Annotated in this window: 24 protein-coding genes; 19 read left to right on the top strand and 5 right to left on the bottom strand. The window is 37.0% G+C overall.

Annotated elements, in window-relative coordinates; translation table 11 throughout:
* Positions 1-382: 382 nt before the first annotated feature.
* The 5 genes from MHB53_RS17320 (at position 383) to MHB53_RS26440 (ending at position 4,621) form a co-directional block, all read left to right on the top strand.
* On the top strand, positions 383-1,429 hold the full coding sequence (locus MHB53_RS17320) for a sulfate ABC transporter substrate-binding protein (RefSeq protein ID WP_340920669.1): 1,047 nt from the start codon (positions 383-385) through the stop codon (positions 1,427-1,429).
* An 86-nt stretch (positions 1,430-1,515) separates the two neighbouring features.
* Complete coding sequence (cysT, locus tag MHB53_RS17325) at positions 1,516-2,349, top strand: sulfate ABC transporter permease subunit CysT (RefSeq protein WP_340920673.1); 834 nt, start codon at positions 1,516-1,518, stop codon at positions 2,347-2,349.
* Positions 2,350-2,367: 18 nt separating this feature from the next.
* Entirely contained in the window at positions 2,368-3,219 is an 852-nt protein-coding gene (cysW, locus tag MHB53_RS17330) for a sulfate ABC transporter permease subunit CysW (RefSeq protein WP_340920676.1), read from the top strand.
* A 16-nt stretch (positions 3,220-3,235) separates the two neighbouring features.
* Positions 3,236-4,309, top strand: a complete 1,074-nt coding sequence (locus MHB53_RS17335; protein WP_340920678.1) for a sulfate/molybdate ABC transporter ATP-binding protein — start codon at positions 3,236-3,238, stop codon at positions 4,307-4,309.
* A 177-nt stretch (positions 4,310-4,486) separates the two neighbouring features.
* Positions 4,487-4,621, top strand: coding sequence for a hypothetical protein (locus MHB53_RS26440; protein WP_445661445.1), 135 nt, complete (start codon positions 4,487-4,489; stop codon positions 4,619-4,621).
* A 301-nt stretch (positions 4,622-4,922) separates the two neighbouring features.
* On the opposite strand, the gene MHB53_RS17345 is transcribed toward MHB53_RS26440, so the two are convergent.
* Positions 4,923-5,678: a CPBP family intramembrane glutamic endopeptidase gene (locus MHB53_RS17345; protein WP_340920681.1), complete on the bottom strand. Its 756-nt coding sequence runs from the start codon at positions 5,676-5,678 to the stop codon at positions 4,923-4,925.
* A gap of 246 nt (positions 5,679-5,924) precedes the next feature.
* Between MHB53_RS17345 and MHB53_RS17350 the strand changes: the two genes are divergently transcribed.
* The 14 genes from MHB53_RS17350 (at position 5,925) to MHB53_RS17415 (ending at position 20,899) form a co-directional block, all read left to right on the top strand.
* Entirely contained in the window at positions 5,925-7,826 is a 1,902-nt protein-coding gene (locus tag MHB53_RS17350; protein WP_340920682.1) for a PTS mannitol transporter subunit IICBA, read from the top strand.
* Between the two features lie 226 nt (positions 7,827-8,052).
* Positions 8,053-10,143 (top strand): BglG family transcription antiterminator, encoded by a 2,091-nt coding sequence (locus tag MHB53_RS17355; RefSeq protein ID WP_340920685.1) that lies wholly within the window; start codon positions 8,053-8,055, stop codon positions 10,141-10,143.
* Positions 10,144-10,148: 5 nt separating this feature from the next.
* Positions 10,149-11,291, top strand: coding sequence for a mannitol-1-phosphate 5-dehydrogenase (locus MHB53_RS17360; protein ID WP_340920687.1), 1,143 nt, complete (start codon positions 10,149-10,151; stop codon positions 11,289-11,291).
* A 432-nt stretch (positions 11,292-11,723) separates the two neighbouring features.
* Positions 11,724-12,080, top strand: coding sequence for a PadR family transcriptional regulator (locus tag MHB53_RS17365; protein ID WP_340920689.1), 357 nt, complete (start codon positions 11,724-11,726; stop codon positions 12,078-12,080).
* A complete protein-coding gene (locus MHB53_RS17370; protein ID WP_340920692.1) occupies positions 12,061-12,567 on the top strand; it encodes a DUF2812 domain-containing protein in 507 nt (168 codons plus the stop codon). Before MHB53_RS17365 ends, MHB53_RS17370 begins: the two co-directional genes overlap by 20 nt.
* Before the next feature lie 109 nt (positions 12,568-12,676).
* Positions 12,677-13,387: an EcsC family protein gene (locus tag MHB53_RS17375; RefSeq protein WP_340920695.1), complete on the top strand. Its 711-nt coding sequence runs from the start codon at positions 12,677-12,679 to the stop codon at positions 13,385-13,387.
* Between the two features lie 158 nt (positions 13,388-13,545).
* Positions 13,546-14,736 carry an MFS transporter gene (locus MHB53_RS17380; protein ID WP_340920698.1) on the top strand — a complete coding sequence of 397 codons (1,191 nt, stop codon included), beginning with the start codon at positions 13,546-13,548 and terminating at the stop codon, positions 14,734-14,736.
* A 133-nt stretch (positions 14,737-14,869) separates the two neighbouring features.
* Complete coding sequence (locus tag MHB53_RS17385) at positions 14,870-15,610, top strand: MerR family transcriptional regulator (RefSeq protein WP_340920700.1); 741 nt, start codon at positions 14,870-14,872, stop codon at positions 15,608-15,610.
* 487 nt (positions 15,611-16,097) lie between these two features.
* Positions 16,098-16,427, top strand: a complete 330-nt coding sequence (locus MHB53_RS17390) for a PadR family transcriptional regulator (RefSeq protein WP_340920703.1) — start codon at positions 16,098-16,100, stop codon at positions 16,425-16,427.
* A complete protein-coding gene (locus MHB53_RS17395; RefSeq protein WP_340920705.1) occupies positions 16,428-16,826 on the top strand; it encodes a permease prefix domain 1-containing protein in 399 nt (132 codons plus the stop codon). It begins immediately after the preceding gene.
* Between the two features lie 12 nt (positions 16,827-16,838).
* On the top strand, positions 16,839-17,621 hold the full coding sequence (locus MHB53_RS17400) for a hypothetical protein (protein ID WP_340920708.1): 783 nt from the start codon (positions 16,839-16,841) through the stop codon (positions 17,619-17,621).
* A gap of 703 nt (positions 17,622-18,324) precedes the next feature.
* Positions 18,325-19,482 carry an MGDG synthase family glycosyltransferase gene (locus tag MHB53_RS17405; protein WP_340920710.1) on the top strand — a complete coding sequence of 386 codons (1,158 nt, stop codon included), beginning with the start codon at positions 18,325-18,327 and terminating at the stop codon, positions 19,480-19,482.
* Positions 19,479-20,096 carry a DedA family protein gene (locus MHB53_RS17410; RefSeq protein WP_340920711.1) on the top strand — a complete coding sequence of 206 codons (618 nt, stop codon included), beginning with the start codon at positions 19,479-19,481 and terminating at the stop codon, positions 20,094-20,096. Before MHB53_RS17405 ends, MHB53_RS17410 begins: the two co-directional genes overlap by 4 nt.
* Entirely contained in the window at positions 20,093-20,899 is an 807-nt protein-coding gene (locus tag MHB53_RS17415) for a patatin-like phospholipase family protein (RefSeq protein WP_340920714.1), read from the top strand. Before MHB53_RS17410 ends, MHB53_RS17415 begins: the two co-directional genes overlap by 4 nt.
* A gap of 256 nt (positions 20,900-21,155) precedes the next feature.
* On the opposite strand, the gene MHB53_RS17420 is transcribed toward MHB53_RS17415, so the two are convergent.
* The 4 genes from MHB53_RS17420 to MHB53_RS17435 form a co-directional block, all read right to left on the bottom strand.
* Positions 21,156-22,760 carry an ABC transporter permease gene (locus tag MHB53_RS17420; RefSeq protein ID WP_340920715.1) on the bottom strand — a complete coding sequence of 535 codons (1,605 nt, stop codon included), beginning with the start codon at positions 22,758-22,760 and terminating at the stop codon, positions 21,156-21,158.
* Positions 22,760-23,653 carry an ABC transporter ATP-binding protein gene (locus MHB53_RS17425; protein WP_340920717.1) on the bottom strand — a complete coding sequence of 298 codons (894 nt, stop codon included), beginning with the start codon at positions 23,651-23,653 and terminating at the stop codon, positions 22,760-22,762. Before MHB53_RS17425 ends, MHB53_RS17420 begins: the two co-directional genes overlap by 1 nt.
* The gene (locus MHB53_RS17430) at positions 23,650-24,291 is read right to left on the bottom strand and encodes a TetR/AcrR family transcriptional regulator (protein WP_340920720.1); all 642 of its coding nucleotides are present in this window, start codon (positions 24,289-24,291) and stop codon (positions 23,650-23,652) included. The genes MHB53_RS17425 and MHB53_RS17430 overlap by 4 nt, the downstream gene beginning before the upstream one ends.
* Positions 24,292-24,722: 431 nt before the next feature.
* On the bottom strand, positions 24,723-26,408 hold the full coding sequence (locus MHB53_RS17435) for a hypothetical protein (RefSeq protein ID WP_340920722.1): 1,686 nt from the start codon (positions 26,406-26,408) through the stop codon (positions 24,723-24,725).
* Between the last annotated feature and the right edge of the window lie 14 nt (positions 26,409-26,422).

Consider the following 26,422-nt stretch of genomic DNA (forward strand, 5'->3'; position numbering starts at 1 on the left):
CGTTCGGATGACTTTAAAAATTTTACCTTTTTTGAAAAAACATCTAGACATAATATAAAGTATGCGATACAATCCAATTAATCTCATAAAACACAGTTGAATACTGAGGTATGGAAACTGTATATGGTTAATTGCTGATCAGACAAATGAAGGCTCTAGGTAATCCACATTTTAACATGTAGATTACTCAGAGCCTTTTTGTGTATTATCCTAATTAAAAATTAAAATTGGAGGGGAGAAAAGATGACAAAAGTATAAATGGAGTTCACCGAAAAGATCGGAAAAACATCGGAGGAAATTATCATTCATAGATCAATCGTAATTGACGTAGATTTATCGACTTATTTTACATTAGGAATATAAGGGAAAGGGGATCAAAAGTATGTATATAAAGAAAAGGCAAGCAAGGATCTTATTGGTCTTTACAGCGATAGCAGTAATTCTAACCGGTTGCGGTAATTCAGAGAAGAGTGGGCAGCAAACTGCTAATAAAAAGAAGGTTGAACTTTTAAACGTATCATACGACCCAACGCGTGAACTATATGAAGAATTTAATGAGAAATTTGCAGCGCAATGGAAGGAAGAAACTGGTGTTGATGTGACCATCCAGCAGTCTCATGGTGGGTCGGGAAAACAAGGTCGTGCAGTTATCGATGGTTTAGAAGCAGATGTTGTCACACTCGCACTTGCTTATGATATTGATGAAGTGGCCGCCTCTCGCGATTTAATTGCGGAGGACTGGCAAACAAGACTGGTGGATAATTCAACTCCGTACACATCAACGATTGTCTTCCTTGTCCGCAAGGGAAATCCAAAGGAAATTAAAGATTGGGATGACTTAATTAAAAAAGATATATCTGTTATTACACCAAATCCCAAAACATCTGGCGGTGCACGTTGGAATTATTTAGCTGCGTGGGCCTATGCGGATAAGCAATTTAATAAAGATGAAAAGAAAGTGAAAGAGTTTGTACGTAATCTATATAAAAATGTAGAAGTTCTTGATTCGGGTGCCCGTGGTTCAACGACGACATTTGTGGAACGAGGCATTGGTGATATATTGCTAGCTTGGGAAAATGAAGCATTCTTAACATTAAATGAGTTAGGAAAAGACGAATTCGAAATTGTCGTTCCATCACTTAGTATTTTAGCTGAGCCACCTGTAGCAGTAGTCGATAAAATTGTGAAGAAAAAAGGGACAGAGAAAGTTGCGCAGGCGTATCTTGAATATCTGTATACAGAACAAGGTCAAGAAATAGCTGCGAAGAACTATTATCGCCCACGAAGTGAAGAAGTGTTGAAAAAATACGCCGATCAATTCCCGAAGATTAATCTTGTCACAGTTGACGACGATTTCGGTGGCTGGAAAAAGGCACAGGAAACACATTTTAATGACGGTGGCACATTCGATGAAATTTATCAGCCATAGAATGCTTCATAAAGAAATGAATCAGCTGTTTTGCTCATACGGCTTGTAGTCAAGCAATGTTTATTTGAAGAAGTGAAGGAGATGTCATGGCGAAAAAATCGAGATTTAAAAAACATAGTATTTTACCGGGTTTCGGGTTATCACTTGGTTTCACGATGTTGTATCTCAGTTTGCTTGTATTATTGCCGCTGTCGTTGATTTTTATAAATACGGCATCGATGGGCTGGTTGGGTTTTTGGGAAACCGTGACAGAGGCGCGCGTTGTTGCTTCATACAAACTAAGTTTTGGTGCCGCTTTTGTAGCTGCCGGTATTAATGTAATATTCGGTGTGCTTATTTCGTGGGTACTTGTTCGATATTCATTTCCGGGGAAGCGGATCATTGACGGTTTGGTAGATTTGCCGTTTGCGCTTCCTACGGCTGTAGCCGGCATTGCATTAACAACATTATTTACGGAAAATGGATGGATTGGTCAGTTTCTATCATTTAAAGTAGCGTTTACTCCACTCGGTATAACGATTGCGTTAACGTTCATCGGCTTGCCATTCGTAGTGCGGATGGTACAACCGATTCTTCAAAATCTTGATCAGGAAATGGAAGAAGCATCTGCAATCTTAGGTGCGAATCGCATTCAAACGTTTGTTAGGGTAATTATTCCGGAAATTTTGCCTGCTATGCTAACTGGTTTTGCTCTTGCATTTGCGCGTGCGATCGGTGAATACGGCTCTGTCGTTTTTATTGCTGGCAACATGCCAATGAAAACGGAAATAACACCACTTATTATTATGACAAAGCTTGAACAATATGATTACGCTGGTGCGACAGCGATTGGAGCAGTCATGTTAATCATTTCATTCGTCATACTCTTGTTCATCAATGGCATGCAGTGGTGGATGAATCGAAGGTATGCTCATACTTAATAATGAAGGAGGAATTTCATGGCAAAGCAGCGTAGCGGAAAAATAGCCGGTAAGCGTACAGCAGAAGAACCAATCTGGATTCGAATGCTACTGATCGCACTCGCACTCGGTTTTTTATTTTTATTTCTTGTTTTGCCGCTTCTTGCAATTTTTATAAAAGCATTCGAACAAGGTGTGGGTGTCTATCTTGCTTCAATTACAGATCCAGATGCATTATCAGCAATCAAATTAACCTTGCTCGTCGTCTTGATTACAGTTCCACTTAACGCAATTTTCGGTATTACCGCTGCGTGGGCGATTACAAAATTTGATTTTAAAGGTAAAAGCCTTTTAATTACGCTCATTGATTTACCGTTTGCGATTTCACCAGTGATTGCAGGCCTTGTGTTCGTTTTACTATTTAGTGCACATGGTTTGTTCGGTGAATTTCTATTTGCAAATGACATTAAAATTATTTTTGCCGTACCGGGCATTGTAATCGCCACATTGTTTGTCACATTTCCATTTGTCGCACGTGAGTTGATCCCACTAATGCTGGCGCAAGGATCTGCGGAAGAAGAGGCATCATTAACACTAGGGGCAGGAGGGTTCAAAACCTTCTTTCTCATTACCTTGCCAAATATTAAATGGGGATTATTATATGGTGTTATTCTTTGTAATGCGCGAGCGATTGGTGAATTCGGTGCTGTTTCAATTGTGTCAGGACATATTCGCGGTCTCACGAATACGATGCCTCTTCACATAGAAATTTTATATAATGAATATCAATTCTCAGCGGCGTTTGCTGTCGCATCACTCATGTCCATCTTGGCGATCATCACGCTCGTTTTGAAAAATTTTATTGAGTGGAAATCGAGTCAGCAAGGATAGAACAGGAGGTATTTACTTGGGTATTCAAATAAAAGAAGTGTCAAAAACATTCGGTTCGTTTAATGCGCTGAATGATATTACGATTGATATTAAAACGGGGGAACTAGTGGCACTACTTGGCCCATCTGGATCAGGAAAGACGTCGTTGCTTCGCATTATCGCTGGGCTAGAGGAAGCAGATAAAGGTGTCATATTATTCGGTAATGAAGACATGACTCAAATTCACACGACTGAGCGCAAAGTTGGTTTCGTTTTTCAGCATTATGCACTGTTTAAACATATGACGGTGTTTGATAATATTGCGTACGGGTTGAAAGTACGTCCCAAAAAAGAGCGTCCATCTAAAAAAGATATTGTGATAAAGGTAAATGAATTAATCGGACTAGTGAAGCTAGATGCTTTTTCCGATCGTTATCCATTCCAGCTCTCAGGAGGGCAGAGGCAGCGTGTCGCACTGGCGCGAGCACTTGCAGTTGAACCGAAAGTACTTTTGTTAGATGAACCGTTTGGTGCACTTGATGCAAAGGTTCGGAAAGATTTGCGGCGCTGGCTACGAAGACTGCATGATGATTTTCACATTACGAGTATTTTTGTGACACATGATCAGGAGGAAGCGCTGGATGTGGCGGATCGTATCGTTGTTATGAATGAAGGAAAGATCGAACAAATTGGCAGCCCTGAAGAAGTATACGATCATCCAAACAGCCCTTTTGTGTATGATTTCTTAGGGAATGTAAACTTATTTCATGGGCGTTTGCAAAATGGAAAGCTGCATTATGGGAATATTCAAATGGATGTGCCCGGATTTGAAAATGCGAAGAACAAGCAAGCTGTTGGATATGTCCGTCCACATGATGTGACGATTGAGCGAGAAGGCACAGATGCAGAAGCGATTCAAGCGAAAATTGTCCATATTCATGTGGTAGGGCGAACAGTTCAAGTTGAGTTGAAACGAGAAGACAATGATCATTTTTTGGAAGCAGAGATAACGAAAGAGCGATATCGGGAGCTGAATTTGAGCATGGGTGACCATGTTTTTATTAAACCAAACCAGCTCCGTGTTTTCATTCCGGAAGACTACTCGATATAAAATGCTGATCAGTTAACTGAAGGCTGCTTGTCTTTTAAAAGACAAGTGGCTTTTTGTCTTATCTCGTTAAACTGAAAATCAAGTAAACAATCGATCGATTTAAGGGTTGTCCTATCAGGTTTATCCGAACGTGCGCAAACCTGGTCTTCTGTACTATCTGGTGGACAGAAAAAAAGAGTGGTACTTGCTAGAACACTTATCCATGAACCTCAACTGCTTTTATTCGATGAACCATTAGGGGCTTTAGATGCTTTAACAAGGCTTGAAATGCATGAATTAATTGAAGAACTCTATGGAGAGAAAAGCAATTAATCGCAATTCTTGTCACACACGATGTGTGGGAAGCGGTTGCTTTAGCAAATAGAGTGCTTCTAATGAAGATGGGTGAAATTACGATGGTTCTTTCTATTCATTTACCTTACCCACGACAAAGAGATCATCCTCTATTCGCTAAATTAGATTCAAATATTGAATAGAATAAAGGGGAATAAGAGCAAGTCCGTGATCCGGTTTTACACACATAAATCTGCAAGCAAGGATGCTTAGTATTAAGTGTAAGGAATTGTTTAGTAAGAAGATTACAATAGTAGTAATCTTTTTTTTTGAACATTTATTAATAGACTCCTAGAATTAAGAAGGTAATCGGCAATATACTAAACGCTATGTTAACAATGAAATGACAAACGATTAGTGGAAACAATCTTTTTTGTTTGTAATAGATAAATCCGCTGCCAATTCCCCAAAGAAAAAATGCTGATGCATAAACAATTGCGCTTTGCCAACTAACGGCTAACATCATATGTTGCAAAGCGAAGCCAATAGATGGGATCACAATACCAACCCAAACCTTTTTATAACGCTTGATAAATAATGGCTGTGCATATCCCCGATACATTAATTCCTCAATTGGTGCATTTAAAAAAGGGAAAATCAGGGATACGCATGCTGCTGACCATGTAAGCCAACGTGGGCGTGCAAAATTGATATCTTCTAAGTCGCCAGCAAAAATGGTTTGGAAATGTTGAAATAAATCCGTTCCATACATGATAAACATTGTCCCCATAACAGCAATAACAAATGGAATATATAAAACAAATAGCCATAAGAAACCGAATAAAACATCTTTACCAAATTGATCAGAGCGAAAGCCGAGTAATTCTTTTAGTGTACGACCTTCTTTTTTGAGCATGTAATGCAAGAGAAAAAAGCAAAGAATATTTACGACAGTAAAGTATATAGCCGAGAAATCTGGTAAGAAGGGAAAGTGAAAGTCTAAACCGAATAATTTAAATATTAAAAAGAAAATGAATAATGTAATGATCAACATAGGAAAACGGATAAATGATACAAGCCATGCATTATTCAGCATTGGATCCCCCATTTTTACAATGACGTTACTTTTTCGTTTATTTATTTTATTCATTCGGATCAGTAATAGACATGATATATGTTTGATGGTCGATTAACCTGTGTATAGTATAAATACTGTAGAATTGAAAAACAATAGGTTTGTCTTTTTAACTACGACAAAGATAGCTTTCTTCTTTATTGAATGCAGTGGATATGTACTTTAACATTGATTAGTAAACATTAAATCATGAAAGGGAGAGAGCATATGGCTCAATCTAATATAAAGGTAGCTGTACAAAAGTTCGGTAACTTTCTAAGTTCGATGGTTATGCCGAATATTTCAGCTTTCATAGCGTGGGGGTTAATTACGGCACTATTTATTCCTACTGGTTTTATTCCGAGTGAAAACCTTGCCAAAATGGTGGATCCAATGGTTACCTATTTACTACCACTCCTTATAGGATTTACTGGCGGTAAGATTATATATGACCAGCGCGGAGGCGTAGTAGGTGCGATTGCAACAATGGGAGTCATTGTAGGATCAGATATTCCAATGTTCCTTGGAGCGATGATGATGGGACCGCTCGGAGGATATGTGATTAAAAAGTTTGATCAGCTGATTGAAGGAAAAGTTAAAGCTGGTTTTGAAATGCTTGTGAATAACTTCTCGGCAGGAATACTTGGTGGTTTGCTAACTATCCTATCCTTTTTAGGGGTAGGCCCAGCCGTTGATGTATTTTCGGGCTGGCTTATGTCCGGTGTTGATTGGCTAGTTGGACTAGGGCTATTGCCTTTGACAAGTATTTTAATCGAACCTGGAAAAATACTGTTTTTAAATAATGCAATCAATCATGGAATCCTTACGCCAATAGGATTAGAGCAGGTAAAACAGACTGGTCAATCCGTTCTGTTAATGCTTGAAGCAAATCCAGGTCCTGGTCTTGGTGTCTTGCTTGCTTTTAGTATTTTTGGAAAAGGAACTGCTAAAAGATCGGCACCAGGAGCTGCGATTATTCAATTTTTGGGAGGAATTCATGAAATTTACTTCCCTTATATACTTATGCGTCCGATGTTGTTCTTTGCGGTTATCCTAGGTGGGGTTAGTGGTGTATTTACACTCGTTCTTTTAGGCGGAGGTTTATTTGCTCCCGCTTCCCCGGGAAGTATCCTAGCCATTGCTGCGGTAACTCCGCATCAGCCAAGCGCATTTATTGCTAACTTTGCAGGTATACTTGTAGCTGCAGCTGTTTCTTTTGTCGTTTCAGCTTTCGTTTTAAAAACAGGAAAGCAAGAAGGGGAAGATATTGAAGAGGCAGCAAGAAAAATGCAAGAAATGAAAGGGAAGAAAAGCTCTGTAGCAGGTGCATTCACTGCAAATGCAGGAGATATGCCTGCTGATGTAAATAAAATTTATTTTGCTTGTGATGCCGGAATGGGATCAAGTGCGATGGGAGCTTCTCTTCTTCGGAAAAAAGTGAAAGAAGCGGGGTTGAACATTGCTGTAACAAATACAGCGATCAGTAATCTTCCTTCCGACGCTCAAATAGTGATTACCCAGGATGAATTAACACCGAGAGCGCAAAATAAGGTACCGAAAGCTTATCATGTATCGGTGGATAATTTCTTGTCCAGTCCTGAATACGATAAATTAATCGATCAGTTACAAAATCCGGCCAATGAAGAACTTGATGAAATAGTTGAAGATGCTGAAGAAAATGTATCCAATGCAAATAATGATGATTTACTTCTTGAGGAAAATGTATTTATAAATCAGGCATTTGACAATAAGGAGGATGCCATTCGGTTCGCAGGTAGAGCTTTAGTTAAAGCGGGATACGTGGAAGAAAGCTATATTGAAGCAATGATTGCTCGTGATGAAATGACATCTACTTATATGGGGAATGATGTGGCAATTCCACATGGTACCGAGGAAGCGAAGCAGGCTGTCCTTAAATCAGGGTTTACCGTTTTACAGGTTCCTAACGGAGTTGATTTTGATGGTCATAAAGTCCGTTTGATTTTCGGTATTGCAGGAAAAGATGGTACACATCTTGAGATATTATCCGGAATAGCAGTAACATGCTCAGATATGGATAATATTGAAAAGATGGTCGAAGCAAAAACAGCCCGTGAAATCATGGATATGATAAACATCGAAAATAAATAGTTGTTTTAATGAATAGAAAAGCGTATTTTATTGCTTTTCTATTCATTGTTTTCTACAGTTCTACGCCGTTTAAGAGGTTATAATACCACCAAATATCTGCACGACGTAGGTCACACAGATATTGCCATACTTTGTGACGTTCATAACCAGTGTTTCTTTTCTTTAAACTTAGCAGTTGGTCAGGGGGCTTTGCTTTTTTATACCTCAGTTGAAATGAGATGATGGTTTGTACGTTACCACGAGGGAAAAGGATATTATTGAATTAATTATCAAAACATCTGGAAAGCATACAGCTTATTCGATTGCGACATATTTACGTGTTAGCGCCCGAACAATCCAACGCGATTTAAAATCTATAGAGAAGATCCTCCAATCCTTTGATTTGCACTTGGTACGCAATATGGATAAGGGATTATTAATTGAAGGCAAAAATGAGCATATATTCCGCCTTATTCAGCATTTAGTGGGCATGGAGACAATTGATCAAACGCCTCAGGAAAGAAAACTGCTCTTGCTTTTAGCATTATTACAAGAAGAATTCTATACAATTCAAGTTTTAGCGATGGATCTTGGAGTAAGTATTACAACCTTGACCACTTATTTGGATGAATTGACAGACTGGTTAATGAATTTTAATGTGCGTATTACGAGAAAAAGAGGAGTAGGGATTGAACTTATTGGAACAGAACCTAACAAAAGAAAAGCCCTAGCTCAATATTTCTTGTTTCATTTTAATGAAGAACTCATTGAAAGTTTATTTATATTAGAAAGCGGAAAAAACTCACAAGAAGTGATTTTGCATTATTTTCTTCCTGAGTATCTTCTTACAATCGATAAATTGCTAGATGCTGCAATTAATAATTTACAACCGCGGCTTGCAGATAGTGATTATATTGGATTAATTGTACATATTTGTATTACGATGCAAAGGACGGAAACGGGCTTTCTTTTGGAAGAAGAAATAGAAGAAGAAACAATGGATTTGACTCATGAATACAGCCAGATCATGAAAATAGGTATGGAGTTGGAGAAAACGAATTCCATATCCTTAAGTAAGGGCGATATGATCTATTTGGCTATTATTCTGAAGGGTTCCAAGCTTCAAGCAGTAGAAGGACTTCCATATGATAAAATCGTGCTTAGTCAGATGATAAAAAACTTAATTCGAAATGTATCTACTCAGCTTCATGTGGATTTAACAAAGGATTTTTCTTTGTATCAAGGACTACTAGCTCACATGGAGCCATCGATTTTTCGTGTCAAACAGAAAATAGCTTTATTTAACCCTTTAAAAGAGGAAATTATCAGGAAATACCCACTTTTATTTCTAGCTGTTAAAAACTATGTAGAGAAGGAATTCAAAGAAATGGCTGATTTTCCCGATGATGAGATAGCCTTCATCGTTCTACATTTTGGATCAGCGTTAGTGATGCAGGAAGAGCAACTATCTATACAGGCACTAGTTCTATGTCCGACAGGTATAGGCACATCTAAGATGTTGGCAAGTCGCATAAAAAAGGAAATTATTGAAATAGATACTGTAGAGATTAAATCGATTAAAGAAGTTCGGCAGAATGGGAACGTGAAAAGTTATGATGTCATTATCTCCACTGTTAGACTTCCATTTATAAATATGGACTATATTTTGGTTTCACCGCTTTTAAATGAAGAAAATATTTTAGCCATCAAAAGTTATTTAAAGAATAACATAGGAAACTTAACGAAAAACAAGCAATATATAAAGCCTGAACAGCAAGGAGCTTCCACATCAAACCAGGAAAAAGGATCATTGACAAAAGCTTTAAAAGAGTTGGGGGAAATACATAATAGTATCGATGCTGTTATGAGTAATTTTCACGTTTATCGGTTGCCACATAAAGGGTATGAGGCGACGATGGAAGAAATGGTCAGGTTGGCGGAAAAGGATAAACTTTTAACAGATGTGAAAGGTGTAATCGAAGCATTAAAAGAACGGGAAAGAAAAGGTGGGCTTGGCATCCCAAATACAGGATTGGCTCTTTTCCATTGCAGGCATGAAAAAGTAACAGAGCTGATTTTCCAAATTGGTTACTTGGATAAGCCTTGCACAGTAAAAGGTATGGACGGAAATAACATGTATATGAAGAGCTTACTATTGATGCTCGCACCTGAGGAATTAAGCGTAAGGGAGCAGGAAATAGTAAGCTTGATAAGTACAAGCTTAATTGAAAGTAATGAAGCGATGCTGATTTTTTCTTCAGCAGATGAGGAAGCAATTCGTACAAAATTAGAGAACACTTTTCTAGACTATCTTCATACTAATTTAATAAAGGACTGATACGAATGAAACAAGCAGTACACTTTGGCGCAGGAAATATAGGTAGAGGGTTTATTGGCGCACTTTTTTCACAATCTGGATATCACGTGACATTTATTGATATTGCTGAACAAATCATTCAGCAATTAAATGTAGAAAAACAGTATCAGGTTAAATTAGCAACAGATCTGCAAGAAACGATGACGATAGAGAATGTATCGGGATTAAATAATTTAACACAGGAAAAAGAAGTTATTGAGGCGATTCAAGATGCTACCTACCTTACTACTGCGATTGGACCTAATATCTTGCCGCGTATTGCTCCGTTAATAGCGAAAGGATTGGCTAAAAGAGTAAAGGAAAGCGATGAAAAGTTATATGTGATTGCTTGCGAAAACCAAATATCAGCGACAGATCTTTTAAAAGGTTATATATTGGAGCATTTAGACGAAGAAACAAAAGCTATATTAGACGAAAAAGTTTATTTCTTTAATTCTGCGGTGGACCGGATTGTGCCTATCCAAAATAATCAAGGTTCATTAGATGTACTTGTAGAACCATATTATGAATGGGTTGTAGAAACAACGGAGAGTATCCCACCAATTGAAGGGATGAAAATTGTTTCAGCCCTGGCACCGTTCATTGAAAGAAAGCTTTTTACAGTGAATACGGGACATGCTTATATTGCTTATTTTGGTTATCTTGAAAAAAAATCAACGATAGATGAAGCATTGGCGGATGGAAAAATTCTCGAGCAAGTTCAGGCAACACTTAATGAGACAGGTAATTATTTAGTGAAACAATATGGCTTGGACTCAGATGAACATCAACAATATATTCATAAAATTATTGAGCGTTTTAAAAATGCCTATTTGAATGATGGCGTTACTAGAGTTGGCCGTTCACCCATACGCAAGCTTGGTCCAAATGATCGTTTGGTACGTCCAGCAGTTGAAGCGAGTAAAGCGGGACTATCTTATACACATCTTGCGAAGGCGATTGCATCAGCCTTACAATTTGATTTTAAAGACGATGAAGAAGCTGTAAAGTTACAAACAATGATCAAGGAAAATGGCGTATCTTATGTGCTTAAAGAAGTAAGTGGACTAGATGAAAACAGTGAAATTACTGAAGAGGTTATCAGCCAGTACAATGTAATGAAGAAATAATTTTATCGCAGATTAACGGGCAGTAAAACCCCCACTTTTAGGATTCAAGTTTAAGCAATGAAGAGTAAGTGGGGATCGACTGCCCGTAAAGGCCCGATTGGTTCAGGCCAACAGGATGTTGGTCACTCAGGCGTTGCCGCAGGACGCGGCGACCTTAGCCTGAGTTCCCTAACAATCAGTAGGGGATGATAGAAAACCCCCACTGATTGAAGTTTCACTTTATATTGCAAAAGAGTAAAGTCAATGTGGCTTCACTTTAAAAAGAACCATTAGGCAGATTAAAATGCTTAATGGTTCTTTTTAAGATATAAATATAAAAAATGATTGCGCACTTAAATTGAATTTGTTATTATATCGTTATACGATATATCGCCACTCGATATATCCTTATACGATATATCGAGTGGCGATATATGTGAAGTAGGTGAAGGAATGACAAAACGAGCAGTGGATTTTTTACCATTGTCGCAAGCCACATATTATATTTTATTATCGTTAAGAGATATACGCCATGGATATGCCATTATGCAAGATGTAGAAGAAATTAGCCATGGGGATGTAACGATGGGTCCGGGAACGTTATATGGAGCCCTTAGCAAACTTGAAAAGCAAAACATCATTTTAAAGGCAGAAGTTAGTCAGGAAGACCGCCGCAAATATTATCGATTGACATCTCTAGGTAAGGAAGTGCTTCGGCTTGAATATAAGCGGCTTGAATCACTCGTCGAAAATGCACGGGGTATAGTAGAAGAAATGGAAGGTGAATTAGATGACCATAAAAAAGTTTAAACTATTTCTCGCTTCAAGCATCGAAAAAGAAGAAAAGTGGTTGACGGAAATGTCCCGAAAAGGTCTTCATTTAAAACAATATCGTTTGTTTACGTATTATTTTGATGAGTACCCAGATGAATCTTATATTTATCAAATCGATTTTCGTGAAGCAGATGATGATTACTTCCAGTTGTATCAAGATGCTGGCTGGCAATATGTAGACAGTTCTATCAATCGATTTCATTACTTTTGTACGAAAGCTGACAAGGAGGGGAGTAAAAAGATTTACTCTGATAGTGAATCAGTGAAGGTAACACTACAACGAATGATGGCATTTTATATTGCAATCTTTTTCGCTATGATCACATCACAAATAGGACTTATTGTGACGTGGAAAGGGTGGACAATTCAAGTGATTGTAGCCGTGTTCATCGCAGTTGTTATCATACTTTATTTGTATATGCTCTATACTCTTAAAAGGAAAATCAATTTTTATTATAAGTAGCCATGAGATAAAAAGTAGTTAGGAAAAAACATAACTTGTCGTACAGTGAATCTTTTTCTCTATTCAAGCGTATAATTTGGTACAAGTAAAGCTTAGAGGATGGTTGAAAATGACAGAATATACTATAAAGGTACATGATGAGTTGCAAACTTGGAAAAGGAAAATGATCAAGCGCTCAAGTCTAATCAATCGAATTTCAAAGACAGCACAAACAAAAGTGAATGGGTTGATTCCAGAAAAGTTTCATAAAATAATGACAGATAGTATTAAAAACATGGTAAAGGCAACCCTAGTTGGGTCAAACTTGACGACTAATAAGCAGAAGCCAGAAGGGATAAGTCTTTATGAACGGGATGAACTTTTGAAGGAAAAGTTATCAACTTATCGAAAAACAGCCGTGATTGAAGGCGCTGGAACTGGCGCAGGCGGTATTTTGCTTGGAATTGCCGACTTTCCGTTACTTTTATCTATTAAAATGAAGTTTTTATTTGAAGCCGCTGCCGTTTATGGCTTTGATACGAGCGATTATGAGGAGCGCTTGTTCATTCTTCATGTGTTTCAACTTGCTTTTTCAAGTGATGAAAAACGAAAAGAAACGTTTCATATCATTGAAGACTGGGAAGAACAAAAGAAGCTATTGGTCGATATGGATTGGCGAGTGTTTCAACAGGAATATCGCGATTATATTGATTTAGTGAAAATGTTTCAATTAATTCCGGGCATTGGAGCAGTTGTTGGCGCGTACGCAAACTATAATCTTCTCGACCAGCTTGGGGAAACAGCGATGAACGCATATCGATTAAGAATAATAGATCTTTAGGTGTCTGAGCCCCACTACGTTAAAGCTATAGCGTAATGGGGTTAGACACCTTTTTAAATGTGTATAGGTTTATGTGAGTTTATATAGCATATAGTTTCAATCTCGATTATAATGAGGAGTCGACTTTAATATTTTACGAGAGAAAGAAGGTTGTGCATTTGTCACGAGATCAACGTAAAAAAATGATTATCTTAATGATAAATATGTTTATTGCCATAGGAAGTTTTGGCATTATCATTCCTATATTGCCAGCATATTTGAAGTCTATTGGCGAGGGCGGTACGGCAGCGGGATTAATGATTGCCATCTTTGCTGGGGCACAGTTGCTTGTATCACCGATTGCCGGTAAGTGGACAGATCAATATGGACGCCGAAAAATGATTATTTCGGGACTTAGTGGTTTGGCTTTATCGATGTTTGTTTTTTACTTTTCTGATTCGCTGATCGTGCTTTATATATCACGTGTCATTGGTGGAATTGGTGCAGCATTGTTAGTACCCGCTATTTTTGCATATGTAGCTGATATTACAACAATGGACCAGCGAGCAAAAGGAAATAGTTATATTTCAGCGGCTATGTCTTTAGGTATTGTAATTGGACCAGGTATCGGAGGGTTCTTAGCAGACTTTGGTTTGAAAGTACCCCTACTTGTATCCGCTATCGTAGGAGTCGTTGCGGTTATCTTTTCGACCTTTGTTCTAAAGGAAAGTATGGGAACGGATAGTTATGTACCTGAAGACGATTCAGAGCCTATGCTTAAAAAGCTTGGACAATCTTTTACCAAACCATACTTTATTCCACTCGTTATTATTCTTGTAATGAGTTTCGGTTTGATGGCATATGAATCTGTGCTAGGTTTATTTGTTGATAATCAGTTTGGAGCCACACCAAAAGATATTGCCATTATGGTTACAGCAACTGGAATTGTGAGTGTCATCGTCCAATTGTTTGCTGTGGATCGTCTCGTGAGTCGTTTTGGAGAAGCGGCAGTGTTAAATATATTTCTTGGTGTCGCAGCAGGTGGATTTTTATTATCATTATTTGCCCCAACCTACGAAGTATTCTTTGTCGTCACAACGATTATTTTTCTTTCCACATCGATTTTGAGACCAGTTTTGACGACACTTATATCAAAACTTGCAGGAAATGAGCAAGGGTTTGCGATGGGAATGAATAATGCGTATATGAGTATTGGAAACATTCTTGGTCCGCTACTTGCTGGACTACTATACGACGTTCATATCACCTACCCATTTGTCCTTGGTCTGATTGTTCTTGTAATTACGCTGCTTGTGTCGATGAAATGGAAAAGCAAAAGCAAAGGTAATCTTTTAGAGGCGGCAAAATAAAAACATTAAGGTGTCTGACCCCTGTTGCAGTGAAGCGTTACTGTAATGGGGGGCAGACACCTTTTTTTAATAAGGTATTGACTCTGACGTAACGTGATACCTTATAGTGATAAGTGAAGGGAGACAAGACGAAGTGAAAGTTAAAGAAGTAGCTAACTTAGTTGGAATTAGTGTGCGCACACTACATCATTATGATGAAATCGGGTTATTAATCCCGCAAGAGACAACTGAATCGGGATATCGTATTTACTCCGAAGATAATCTTGAGACACTCCAGCAAATTTTGTTTTTTAAAGAACTTGGCTTCCCTTTAAAGAAAATCAAAGAAGTAATTAATAGTCCTTCGTTCGACCGACAAGAGGCGTTAGATTTGCATCGAAAAATGCTACTAGATAAACGTAACCGACTGGATCAAATGATCGCGACGATTGAAAAAACGATGAAATATTCGAAAGGAGAAATAGAAATGTCTAATAAGGAAAAGTTTGAAGGATTTGACTTTAGCCAAAATCCATATGAACAAGAAGCACGTGAACGATGGGGAGATAAAGCTGTAGATAAAGCGAATGCAAAAGTAGAATCCATGACTAAGGATAAAAAGAAGGATTTTGAGGAAACATTTAATGCCATATATAGAAAGCTAGCCGATATCCGTCACATTGCTCCAGAATCAGAAGAAGCACAGACAGGAATCAAAGAGTGGTTTGAATTTTTGAATAAAATGGGTGATTATTCACTTAATGCATTCAAAGGTTTAGGCCAAATGTATATCGATGATGAACGTTTTACAAAAAACATCGACCAATTTGGTGAAGGCTTAGCAAAATTCATGTGTGATGCTATGGCAGTTTTTGCAGATACAAATAAAAAGTAGTATTAGCTTTTACCCGAGGCGTAATTGAGCATAGCAGAATTTGCAATAACATCAGGATCATCTGAATGGCTTAGCGAACACTTGGTGTGAGGGAATAATATGTAGCATGCTAGTATGAAACGAATGAAAAGAGCAGTGAAAAAGCTGATAAAGCCTTTTTACTGCTTTTTTTCTTATGAGATTATTATAAATAGGAAAAGGGTTAATGCAAGAAGCTCGTCATTTTTAGTGAATATGTAGCAGAAAAATGATGGCTATATATTGCTTTGATAGGGAGTATAAAAAGTTTCATTATTATACTGTCACGTAGAGTAAAGTGAAATTAAAATCAGAAAGGATGCTTCTAAATTTAATTTATAAAGTACAAATAGAAGCGGTAACTAGCTATTTGATCACGTTTTATAAAAAAAGTATTTTACTTTGACACATAGAGTAATATAGGGTATTATTACTCTATCATATAGAGCAGTTAGAGGTGAGGAGGAGCATGACTATTAGAGGTGACATTATTCGTGGGCATTTAGATTCGATTATATTGCGGTTAATTTATGAAAAAGATCAGTATGGTTATGAAATATCGAAGGAAATCAGTTTGAGAACGAATGACCGTTTCCAGATTAAAGAAGCAACATTATATGCCGTATTTCAACGGTTGGAAAGAAAAGAATTAATCGAGTCTTATGTTGGCAGTGTTTCCCGTGGAGGAAGAAGGAAGTATTACAGAATTACAACTTTAGGAAAAGCCTTTTTAAAAGAAAGTGTTCAAGAATGGCAAGAAATCAAGGAAATTATTGATGTGTTTATGGAGGGATTATAATTGCAAACAATTAAACGTCATGTAGATGAATTATTTAAGGATGTTCCGGAGAGCGAACAAAAAGAAATTATTAAACAAGAAATCATCGAAAACCTTGAAGAAAAAACATTTGATTTAATGGAGCAGGGCAAAGAAGAGGAAGATGCGATTAATAAAACGCTGATCGAATTTGGAGACATTGAGGATATAAAAAAAGAGCTCGGAGTAAAACAACCCGTAAAAAGGAATATGTCCAAAATAAATTTAGGATTTTCACTCTGGGGTAGTATTCTTATTATTGCGCTATTTCTGTTCATTAACTTTTACTATACACCAAATACCATTTGGTTCGTGTATCCAACCTTTGCAGTTATCTGGTGGCCGTTAACAATGTTTTATCATTGGTTACGTTCAAAATAAGGAGGGATACAAATGGATAGACATAAAATTGGGTTTGCCATAGTAGCTAGTTTAATAAGTATCATTTTCATTATGATTGTCAACTATTTGACTAGCCCGAATTATATGTGGTTTATTTACCCTGTTTTTGCACTGTTGTTCTGGCCAGGGAGCATTATTTTTATTGCGAAAAAAAAATATAAACTGCAATCTATTTTCGGCAGTGTAGTCATAATTACATTTCTGATTATAACGAACTATCTTCATTCACCAGATTATCTTTGGTTTCACTATGCGATTTTTCCAATCATTTGGTGGCCAGTTTCTGCGTTTTATGGCGAAAAAGCAAAGACATTATCATTCGCATTAATCGGAAGTATGAGTACGATTCTTTATTACTCGTTGTTGAATGTCATCATGTCACATCAGCATCCATGGGCTATTTATCCTGCCTTTATTGTTCTATGGTGGCCACTCGCACTATACTATGCTCGAAAAAAGGATTATTTCGGTCTGTCCGTTTCCGGTAGTTTATTAACGATTTTATTTTTTATTACTGTCAATGCTGTTTCTTCTCCTAGTACAATTTGGGCTATTTATCCTGCCTTTATTGTTCTATGGTGGCCACTCGCATTATACCATGCTCGAAAAAGGGATTATTTCGGCCTGTCCGTTTCTGGTAGTTTATTAACGATTTTATTTTTTATCACAGTCAATGCTGTTTCTTCTCCTAGTACAATTTGGGCCATATACCCTATATTTATTGTTTTATGGTGGCCGTTAAGTATGTATTATTACCAATTTAAAAGACGTTAAAAAACTATTAAATAAGGAATAAGCAATGGATATGATGCGATTGACTTTTGGCATACATTCTCTCTGTAACTAAGAGAGAATGAACTCAATATACAAGCCATTCGATTTTTTTTTGGATGAGTATAACTATAAATATGCGAATTTTCAGCATAATAGGCATTTACAAGTTAAATAGTAAGAGGGTTAAGGAAGAAACTCCATTCAAAAAGGTATCAGAGACGTTAATCTAATGTATATGTGCATAAGGGTGGAAAATTGTAGTGCTAGAATGAGAAACTACAGGTTTGAAATATGGTTGCTTAGTCTAAGATACATAAATAGCTGCTTACACACTTATTCAAAAGGCATGCATAAAATGACAGACTGGCAAAACCACCATTATAGGGTTCTAAAAGGTCCTACTATAAATATACTTTTTCAAAATCTGTAGGGTTGAAAGTTAGTCTAACGTCTATATAAGTATCATATATGAAAGAAACAAGAAGATTGGATATATAAAAGAGTGTTCAAAAAGCCACCAAATGATAAACAACGAATTTATTCGTTGCCTTTGAAATTTGGCGCTTTTTTGAACACCAACTATAAAAGTTCGAAATCAGACTTAAGTCTTAGATGATTATTAGTCTATAGCTGGGTTCGCTTTGGAAGTTCTTTTTGTATGCTTATTATAAGATCACGGAATCACCGAAAGGAATGAGCAGTAATGAAGAAGATATTATTTTTCCCCCTACTAAGCATGCCTTCAGGCCATCATCAAGTTGCAGATACACTTACGAGCTATTTACGCAAAAGAAACCCCAAATTTATTTGTAAAAAAATAGACCTACTAAGTAAGTGGAATCCTTTGTTTGAAAGTATTATTACGAAAACATATTTAGAGTGGATATATCATTCTCCTAAAACGTATGCATGGGTCTATAAACAAATGGCGCACACCTCTAAGGAGCAACGGTCGTATAAATATTATGAGTTTTTATTCTTAAAAAAGATGAAGCAGATCATATCTGAAGAAAAACCGGATCTGATTATTTGCACACACGGATTCCCATCCTACTTTCTAAGTAGACTGAAAACACGGGATCAATGTCAAATACCAGTTATCAATGTGTACACAGATTTTTTTGTGAACGATGTTTGGGGAAGAGAGGGAATAGATTATCATTTTGTACCAAGTCAAGTAGTGAAGAATGAATTATTGGAGAAAAGTGGCGTTTCTGAAGGGCAGATATTTATTACCGGAATACCCATTGCGGAACAATTTGATAAACGACTGAATTCAATTAAAGGTAGATCCGGGTGCAATGTTTTAGTATCTGGGGGAAGTGTTGGACTGGGAAATATGATGGATCTTTTGCAGCGACAAAAAGAGGATAAAGAAATAGAATACTTTGTTTTATGTGGAAAGAATAAAAAACTTTATCAAAGTATTGTTCGTCTTAATTATAAGAACATCCATCCGATTCCCTATATTTCATCAAAAGAGAAAATGAATGAATTATATAATAAAGTGGACGCGATCATTACGAAGCCAGGTGGTGTGACCATTAGTGAGGCTCTGATGAAAGGTTTACCTATTTTTATTCACTCCGCTCTACCAGGACAAGAGGAAATTAATTTAAAATTTTTAAAAGAAATGAAGCTTGTACATGAACTAAATGATAAACAATCACTGGAAGATCAGCTCATAGATTTTTTCAAAGACACATTACTATTTGATCGATTTCAAGATTCAGTGCAAAGATATTTAAGTGAATTAGAGGCTGGTAAGCCCGAGTATATTTCAACTTTAATTGACTCTGTGATTGAGACAAATGATACAGCCTGGATTAGTGAGATAGAAAGAAGGAAAAAGGTGCAATGATTCAACAATTCTTAGAATGGCTAAATACAATTGGAATTGCCGGTTTATTTTTATCCATGTTTTTAGAAGGATCATCTCTACCCTTTCCAGGTTTGGTTATTGTACTTTCATATGGATATTTATTATCTCCGGGATATATAAATACAGCTTTCATCGCACTGGGCATGAGTATTTTTTACACTCTTGCTAGCCTTATTCCTTATTTTATAGGGGCAAAGCTTGAAAGACATCTCCCAAAGAAACTGAAAAAGGGGTTAGAGAAAGGAATCGTATTATTCAATCGCTATGGAATTTGGAGCATAGCACTTTCTCGACCATTTGGTATTGGTAATTATATTTCGTATGTAGCGGGTATAGGGAAAGTGAACTTATTTAAATATTTTATCTTAACTTTTTTAGGGATATACCCGTGGTCATACGTAATGATTCTGCTAGGAAATTACTTTAAAGGGAATTATGAGACATTCAAGGACTATTTCAGCTCCTACGGCATATACGTTTATCTATTCATAGCAGTTATCTTAATATTCATAGGATTATTATTTTATTATAAAAAATCAAAACAGAGAAATGTAGAATTATCTGATTTAGGTGAAGGAGGACGTAGTAAATGAAACAAACGGGAGTGTCACTGGGCGGCGGCTCTCTTAGGGGAGTTGCTCATATAGGCGCATTAAAAGAACTAATAATCAATGATATTGAAATCACTCATATAGCAGGAACAAGTGCTGGATCTATGGTTGGCGGTCTATTGGCGTGTGGCATGAATCCTGAAAAGATGCAAAGCGTTGTTCATGATGTTTCCATTCGTCGCCATATTGATATTGGCTTCAATAGAAAGGGCTGGATAAAGGGTGACAGAATTTATAATACTTTACTAAAATGGACTGAGGGAAAGCATTTTTCGGATTTGGATATTCCATTCGCGGTCATTTGTGTAGATCTTATTTCTGGTGAAATGGTCGTTATTGATTCTGGAGAAGTAGCACTTGCCATTCGTGCCAGTATTGCGATACCAGGTCTATTTTCTCCAGTAGAAATAGGCAATAAATTATTAGTTGATGGCTATATATTAAATAATAACCCTGCTGATATTGTCAGAAGTATGGGTGCGGAAAAAGTGACATCTGTAAGAGTTCGAAGTTCTAATCCTCATTATCCTTCTAATTTTTTTTCCGTTTTAAACAGATATATTGATATTGCTAGTCAAAAAAATACTGATCGCTGCTTAGAGGAGCATGCCGATTTATTAATAGATATCGACCTACACGATGTAGGGAGATTCGAAACCAAGTCTTTATCGAAATCAATTGACTTGGGGCAAGAGGAAACAAGGAAAGTATTATTTAATAAAAAAAATGAAGAGAGTAATAATAATATTATTTACATGGATCATTGGTTGAAAAAAGTCCGTTAATAGAGGTATATATAGTTCAAATGCTAGGTAAGGTATTTATAATGGGAAAGTCCTATTTTCATATGGTTAAAGTTAAAACCATTCCTGTGATTAGGAGTGGTTTTATTTGATAATTAGACGAATGTAATGCTTAGATAGCATGGATGGAGAGTTAAACACGAACAGTGGATAATGATTTTTTCAAAAGTGTACGAAATAATCTATAAAGTCAGATGCCGGAATGATATTCACATCTGACTTTAGATAGACATATTACTTATCCCGATATATCTCGTTTATTATATCCGACAAAGCCAATAAGCATCGCAACAATTGCGATCGTTGTTAGCACGGAGGCTTTCATAAAGTCGATATCTTCAACTGGTAGTTGAGAAATATGCCTATAGGGCGATAGGTGACTGAGCCATTCGGGAAATTGAAGTAACCCGCCTAAATAAACGACTACGAAAGAATAGGTTAAGTATAACCAAACGAAACCAGTGAATTTGGGTGCTATACCGACAAGCAATACCGTGATCCCGATCATGATCCACATTGCAGGTAAATAAGCCATTGCTGCACCATAGAGAGTGCCGAATGGAATTGGATCATCCATGACTGCCGATCCAGCACCCCATAGACCGATTGCAGTAAGTGATAGCATGATAAAAGCAACAACAATAGACACTAATAACGAGCTATTTATTAACCCTGTTCGAGAAATAGCAAGAGCTAGTAAATGTTCAGTACGATTTTTTCTCTCTTCCCCGATAAGTTTTAGTATGGCCATCAGAGCAGGAATCGTACAAATCATTGCCATAATGGACATCAACATTGTTATAAACTGTTCTGTTAATGAAAATCCTTCGACAGGTGTTAATAAATCTTCCATTATGTCCATATTTTCAAAAAAGGACTCTAAATCACCTAAAACGGATCCGTATGAGACACCTAAAATAAACATACCGATGGCCCAAGCGATCATTCCTGTTCGCTGTAATCTTAGTGTAAGACCAAGCGGACTTTGTAAAAGTGGGTGTGCAAATTTCTTTCCATTCTTTGCAGGTAAAAATCCCGATTCTAAATCGCGGATGGCGTTCAAATATAATGCTAGTATAATCAAAATGATTGAGACAACTATTGTTAGTAAAATTGGCCACCAGTAATTATTCACATACACTTCCGCACTTAACACCCAACCTAATGGGGAAAACCAAGAAAGTGTTTCAGTGCCTACATCACCTACTGCACGAACAAGGTAAGAAATGCCCAACACCCCAAACGATAAACCGATTGTCCCTCTGGAGTTTTCCGAGATCTGTGCAAAAACTGCGGTAATTGCTGTGAAAAAAATGCCTGTTGCTCCTAAAGCAGCTCCATATAACAATGAACCTTCTAAATTCATACTTTCAATACCTAAAGCATGCAGCCCGAAACCTATCACTAAGGCTAATAATACATTAGTACCAGATATTACTAAGATTGTTGCGTGTAAATGTGATAAACGCCCGGCAGGAAGAGAGCGGATCAATTCGATACGACCGTCTTCTTCATCTGCTCGTGTATGACGTGCAACAAGTAGAATACTCATAATCCCAACAACTAAAGCGGTGAAAAGTAACATTTGATGGGCCATCATCGCTCCATTTGTATAATTATCTAAACCATATCCTTTACCGACCATTGCTGTCATTGCAGGGTTCATCATCGTTTCTGCAATCGTCTGTCTTTCTTGCTGGGAAGAGTATAAATCTGTAAAGGCATTCGCGACTGCAAATGTCACAACAGATAAAGAGAGTAACCAAATCGGAATACGAATGCGATCTCGTCGAAGTATGAAGCGAAATAGGCTCCCTGTTTTATTGTAAAGCTGCTTTGTCATTATGATTCACCTCCAACTCCTTCGTAATGGCGCATAAATAAATCTTCTAATGTCGGAGGCGCACTTTCTAATTTCACAATCCCAAATTGACTAACATGCTGCATTACATTGCCTAGCTCTTCCGTATCTACATGGAATGAAAAAGCTTGACCTTTTTTTACAATATCATGAACACCTTTCAGTACATGTAAAGAAGTGATGGCTTGCTTCGTCTCGACAAGTAGACTTGTTCTTGTTAAGTGGCGTAATTCATTTAAAGAACCTGTTTCGATGATTTGACCTTGTCTAATGATGGCGACTTTGTCGCATAGCCTTTCTACCTCAGATAATATATGACTGGAAAGAAGTACGCTTTTCCCTGCCTTTTTTGCATTCATCACACATTCTTGAAACACTCTTTCCATTAATGGATCAAGTCCTGAAGTTGGTTCATCTAAAATATAAAGATCTGCATCAGATGAAAAAGCGGCAATTAATGCAACCTTTTGTCGATTCCCTTTTGAATACGTTCTGCATTTTTTTGTTGGATCTAAATCGAATTTCTCAATAAGTTCTTCACGTCGGCTTTTATTGTTCGTTCCACGAAGCTTTACGAATAAATCAATCACTTCACCGCCTGTTAAGTTCGGCCATAGGTCCACATCTCCCGGTACATAGGCAATTCGTTTATGGATGTCAACAGCTTCTTTCCATGTATCCATTCCAAAAATAACTGCTTCACCTTCCGTTGCTTTTAAAATACCGAGCAACACTCGTATTGTTGTTGATTTTCCAGCTCCATTAGGACCGATAAAACCATAAACTTCCCCATTATTCACTTCAATGTTCACGCCTTCTAAGGCGACAAATTTGCCAAACTTTTTCGTCAGGTTAGTTGTTCTTAATACGCTCATTTCTCATCCTCCCCTTTTGTATAAAAGCATGTTTTCATCATGTCGAGATAATCAAAAAACTCTTCAAAATATGCTTCGAAATGAATGGAATTCATATCTTGGTCCCGTAAACGATGTTTGACTTCTTCTTCATATCCATGAAATGACCACTGTATTAATTTGAATGTCTTTTCGGCATCAATGTCTTGTCTAAACAATGAAAAGTCTATATTTCCATATATTTTGGCGTGTGATTTCTCTTGCAATGTCTCAATCCGAGATTTTAATTTTGGATCAATTTGATCAAAATTCTTTAAAAATATGGTCGCTAAAAAATTTATAGCGTTAGGATACTTCATGAGGAACTCCAATTTGACGTTTGATATGTTTTTTAATCTCTCAAATACATTACGTTCACTCGTATCAATAAATTTGAGATACTTCTGCTCCGTTATGTCGATACAATAATCAATTAAATAGAAATAAAGGTCTTTTTTATTATTAAAGTAATAAAATAGCATTCCTTTTCCAATGCCAGCATCTTTGACAATTTGATTCGTTGAAGCCATTTCAAATCCCTTCTCTGTAAACTCTTTTAACGCAGCATTAATGATTCGCTTCTGTTTTGTAATATCGAGGTTTTTAAATGGTTTTGTCATACTTAATTCCCCCTCTGTAATTGTTTTATTCCTTTACGACATTATATAGACCAGTTCGGTCGATAAAATCAAAACAGATTTCGACCGAACTGGTCTACGCTTTATTTTCCAGTGAATGGAGGTTGTTAATCGATAATAGTACTTAAACTGTTTAAACAGGCATATTCTTTGAAATAAACTGAATGCTTATTCTGATGTCGAAATCATACTATTACTACTAAAAGATAGAAAATGTTAGTAAATTGCTAATATCTGATAAAAGATGATGAATACGAGTGAAAGAACGAACGGTTGGTATCGGTGGAGAGATGCTAAAAGAGGTAGAGTAAGCGCAAATGCTGTTAAGCGACGTACAAACTGGTGGCGATCTAAGATGGGACTAGTAATCCTATACAAAAAACCTGAAGGAGATTTCCCTCAGGTTTTTGATTTTATTGAAGACCATCAATGTCGAGTTTTTTGACAGGCATGAATGTTTCTCCGGTGTCTAAATATTGCAAGTTCACTTTATCTCCCACCTCTAGGTAGATGGTAAGAGGACTATTCTCTGAGGAAACGGTATAGTTTTGTTTGTTATCTAAATAAAATGAGATGATGGTAAAATCTCCAGTTTTTTCTTTGAATACTCGTAAAACTGTTCCTGAAACGCCTTTCTCTTCCGCGTTTGATGTACCATCGACGGAACTCCCGCCACGTTGCAGCGCTGTTTTATAGAGCTTTAGTGCTTCATTTGGTGTATTTGCAAAAACGGAAATCTCTGGATTGGCGGCAGAAACAATAAAGTAGTTTTGCAAAAATCCATTTGAATCAAGCACGGGTGTTAACCAACTAGCTTCACCATAAAAGTTATAAAGGACTGGCATTTCACCTGACCACTTTTTCTCAATGAATTTCTTATCAATAATCTGTAGTGCTGCTTGTGAATCCATATAAGATTCTTCCAAGTTACCAGTGTAATAAGTTGCTTTTCCTGTACGCGCATCTGTAAGCGAGTAACCGAGCATCGAATCTACGCCTTCTTTCGGACTCGTGAAGTCGGTGAAATAGACCATTTCTCCATCTTCATTAAAGATGGGACTCACATTTGCAACCGTTCCTTCATCAGAAGGGAGTTTTACATCTCTTTTCCCGAAGACACTATTCCAAAAACCGTGAATGTATTTTCCAAAGTAACTATTTTGAAGGCTGACAGCTTCGGGAGAAACGGCACCGTCAATGAATGCTGGAACCTGGTCCAAAGAGAATTTCTTTGTTTCTCCATTAGTAGGATTAACCATGACAACACCTTGCATATCAAAACCATCACGCGCCGAAATGAAGTGACCATATGTCCTAACATAAAATGGTTTTCCGTCATCATCGATCTCCAACCGTGGCTCACCATAGAAGATGAGATTAGGATTTTGATTACGAATAAAGCGATTTAGGTCTTTGTTTAGATAAGCTGAAGGGCTATAAGTCATTTCTGCCTTCACAAATTTTGGATTATTTGATGCATCTGTCGCGCTCATTTTAAAATAGCCAGGGGTTGTTTTTCCATTCCACCATTTGAAAAATCCAGAAAATTCAACAGGAGCAATATAAACATACTCTTCCCCGATTTTTTGAATCTGTAATTCTCCAAGTTCGTAGTAACTTGTATTTGGAACTTGCCCAAATGCTTTTTTCATTTTATTTCTTGCAAATTTGGGTGGAACGCTAGCAGGTGTCTTTGTTTCATCGAAAGCCTGAATTTCCACCTTTTCTTCCATTTTTGATACCTTGTACTTGTCATCAGCATTGAATAAAAAGGCACTAAATATATAGACCATAAACAATAGGCTTCCTAGGAATAAAATACCTTTGAACCATTGCTCGCGTCCACTTGCTATTAAAGCTCCTAGGGCGGTAACAATCAATAACAAGAGCCAAAGCGAACTAATCGTCCGATCAATATTTGTCAAATAATAATAGCCAAATATAATGAGGAAAAACAGGACAGTCACACTGATATACTCCGCACTTATATTTCGTTTCACTGCTTCCTTCACTTTCTTCGCTTGCTTAGGTTTGATTGGAATTACGATTAACGTAAACACAATCGAAACAATAATCGAAAAGATAAAAATACTTCCCATTTCCGAACATCTCC

The sequence above is a fragment of the Bacillus sp. FSL K6-3431 genome (genome assembly GCF_038002605.1).
Lineage (GTDB): Bacteria > Bacillota > Bacilli > Bacillales > Bacillaceae_C > Lederbergia.

What these genes read in the sequence shown, in the direction of transcription:
- MHB53_RS17410 (WP_340920711.1), top strand. Translation starts at nt 19,479, where the DNA reads ATGATTCAACAATTCTTAGAATGGCTAAATACAATTGGAATTGCCGGT.
- MHB53_RS17345 (WP_340920681.1), bottom strand. Translation starts at nt 5,678, where the DNA reads ATGCTGAATAATGCATGGCTTGTATCATTTATCCGTTTTCCTATGTTG.
- MHB53_RS17360 (WP_340920687.1), top strand. Translation starts at nt 10,149, where the DNA reads ATGAAACAAGCAGTACACTTTGGCGCAGGAAATATAGGTAGAGGGTTT.
- MHB53_RS17365 (WP_340920689.1), top strand. Translation starts at nt 11,724, where the DNA reads ATGACAAAACGAGCAGTGGATTTTTTACCATTGTCGCAAGCCACATAT.
- MHB53_RS17430 (WP_340920720.1), bottom strand. Translation starts at nt 24,291, where the DNA reads ATGACAAAACCATTTAAAAACCTCGATATTACAAAACAGAAGCGAATC.
- MHB53_RS17370 (WP_340920692.1), top strand. Translation starts at nt 12,061, where the DNA reads ATGACCATAAAAAAGTTTAAACTATTTCTCGCTTCAAGCATCGAAAAA.
- MHB53_RS17400 (WP_340920708.1), top strand. Translation starts at nt 16,839, where the DNA reads ATGGATAGACATAAAATTGGGTTTGCCATAGTAGCTAGTTTAATAAGT.
- MHB53_RS17415 (WP_340920714.1), top strand. Translation starts at nt 20,093, where the DNA reads ATGAAACAAACGGGAGTGTCACTGGGCGGCGGCTCTCTTAGGGGAGTT.
- MHB53_RS17390 (WP_340920703.1), top strand. Translation starts at nt 16,098, where the DNA reads ATGACTATTAGAGGTGACATTATTCGTGGGCATTTAGATTCGATTATA.
- MHB53_RS17320 (WP_340920669.1), top strand. Translation starts at nt 383, where the DNA reads ATGTATATAAAGAAAAGGCAAGCAAGGATCTTATTGGTCTTTACAGCG.
- MHB53_RS17425 (WP_340920717.1), bottom strand. Translation starts at nt 23,653, where the DNA reads ATGAGCGTATTAAGAACAACTAACCTGACGAAAAAGTTTGGCAAATTT.
- cysT (WP_340920673.1), top strand. Translation starts at nt 1,516, where the DNA reads ATGGCGAAAAAATCGAGATTTAAAAAACATAGTATTTTACCGGGTTTC.
- MHB53_RS17350 (WP_340920682.1), top strand. Translation starts at nt 5,925, where the DNA reads ATGGCTCAATCTAATATAAAGGTAGCTGTACAAAAGTTCGGTAACTTT.
- MHB53_RS17375 (WP_340920695.1), top strand. Translation starts at nt 12,677, where the DNA reads ATGACAGAATATACTATAAAGGTACATGATGAGTTGCAAACTTGGAAA.
- MHB53_RS17435 (WP_340920722.1), bottom strand. Translation starts at nt 26,408, where the DNA reads ATGGGAAGTATTTTTATCTTTTCGATTATTGTTTCGATTGTGTTTACG.
- MHB53_RS17405 (WP_340920710.1), top strand. Translation starts at nt 18,325, where the DNA reads ATGAAGAAGATATTATTTTTCCCCCTACTAAGCATGCCTTCAGGCCAT.
- MHB53_RS17420 (WP_340920715.1), bottom strand. Translation starts at nt 22,760, where the DNA reads ATGACAAAGCAGCTTTACAATAAAACAGGGAGCCTATTTCGCTTCATA.
- cysW (WP_340920676.1), top strand. Translation starts at nt 2,368, where the DNA reads ATGGCAAAGCAGCGTAGCGGAAAAATAGCCGGTAAGCGTACAGCAGAA.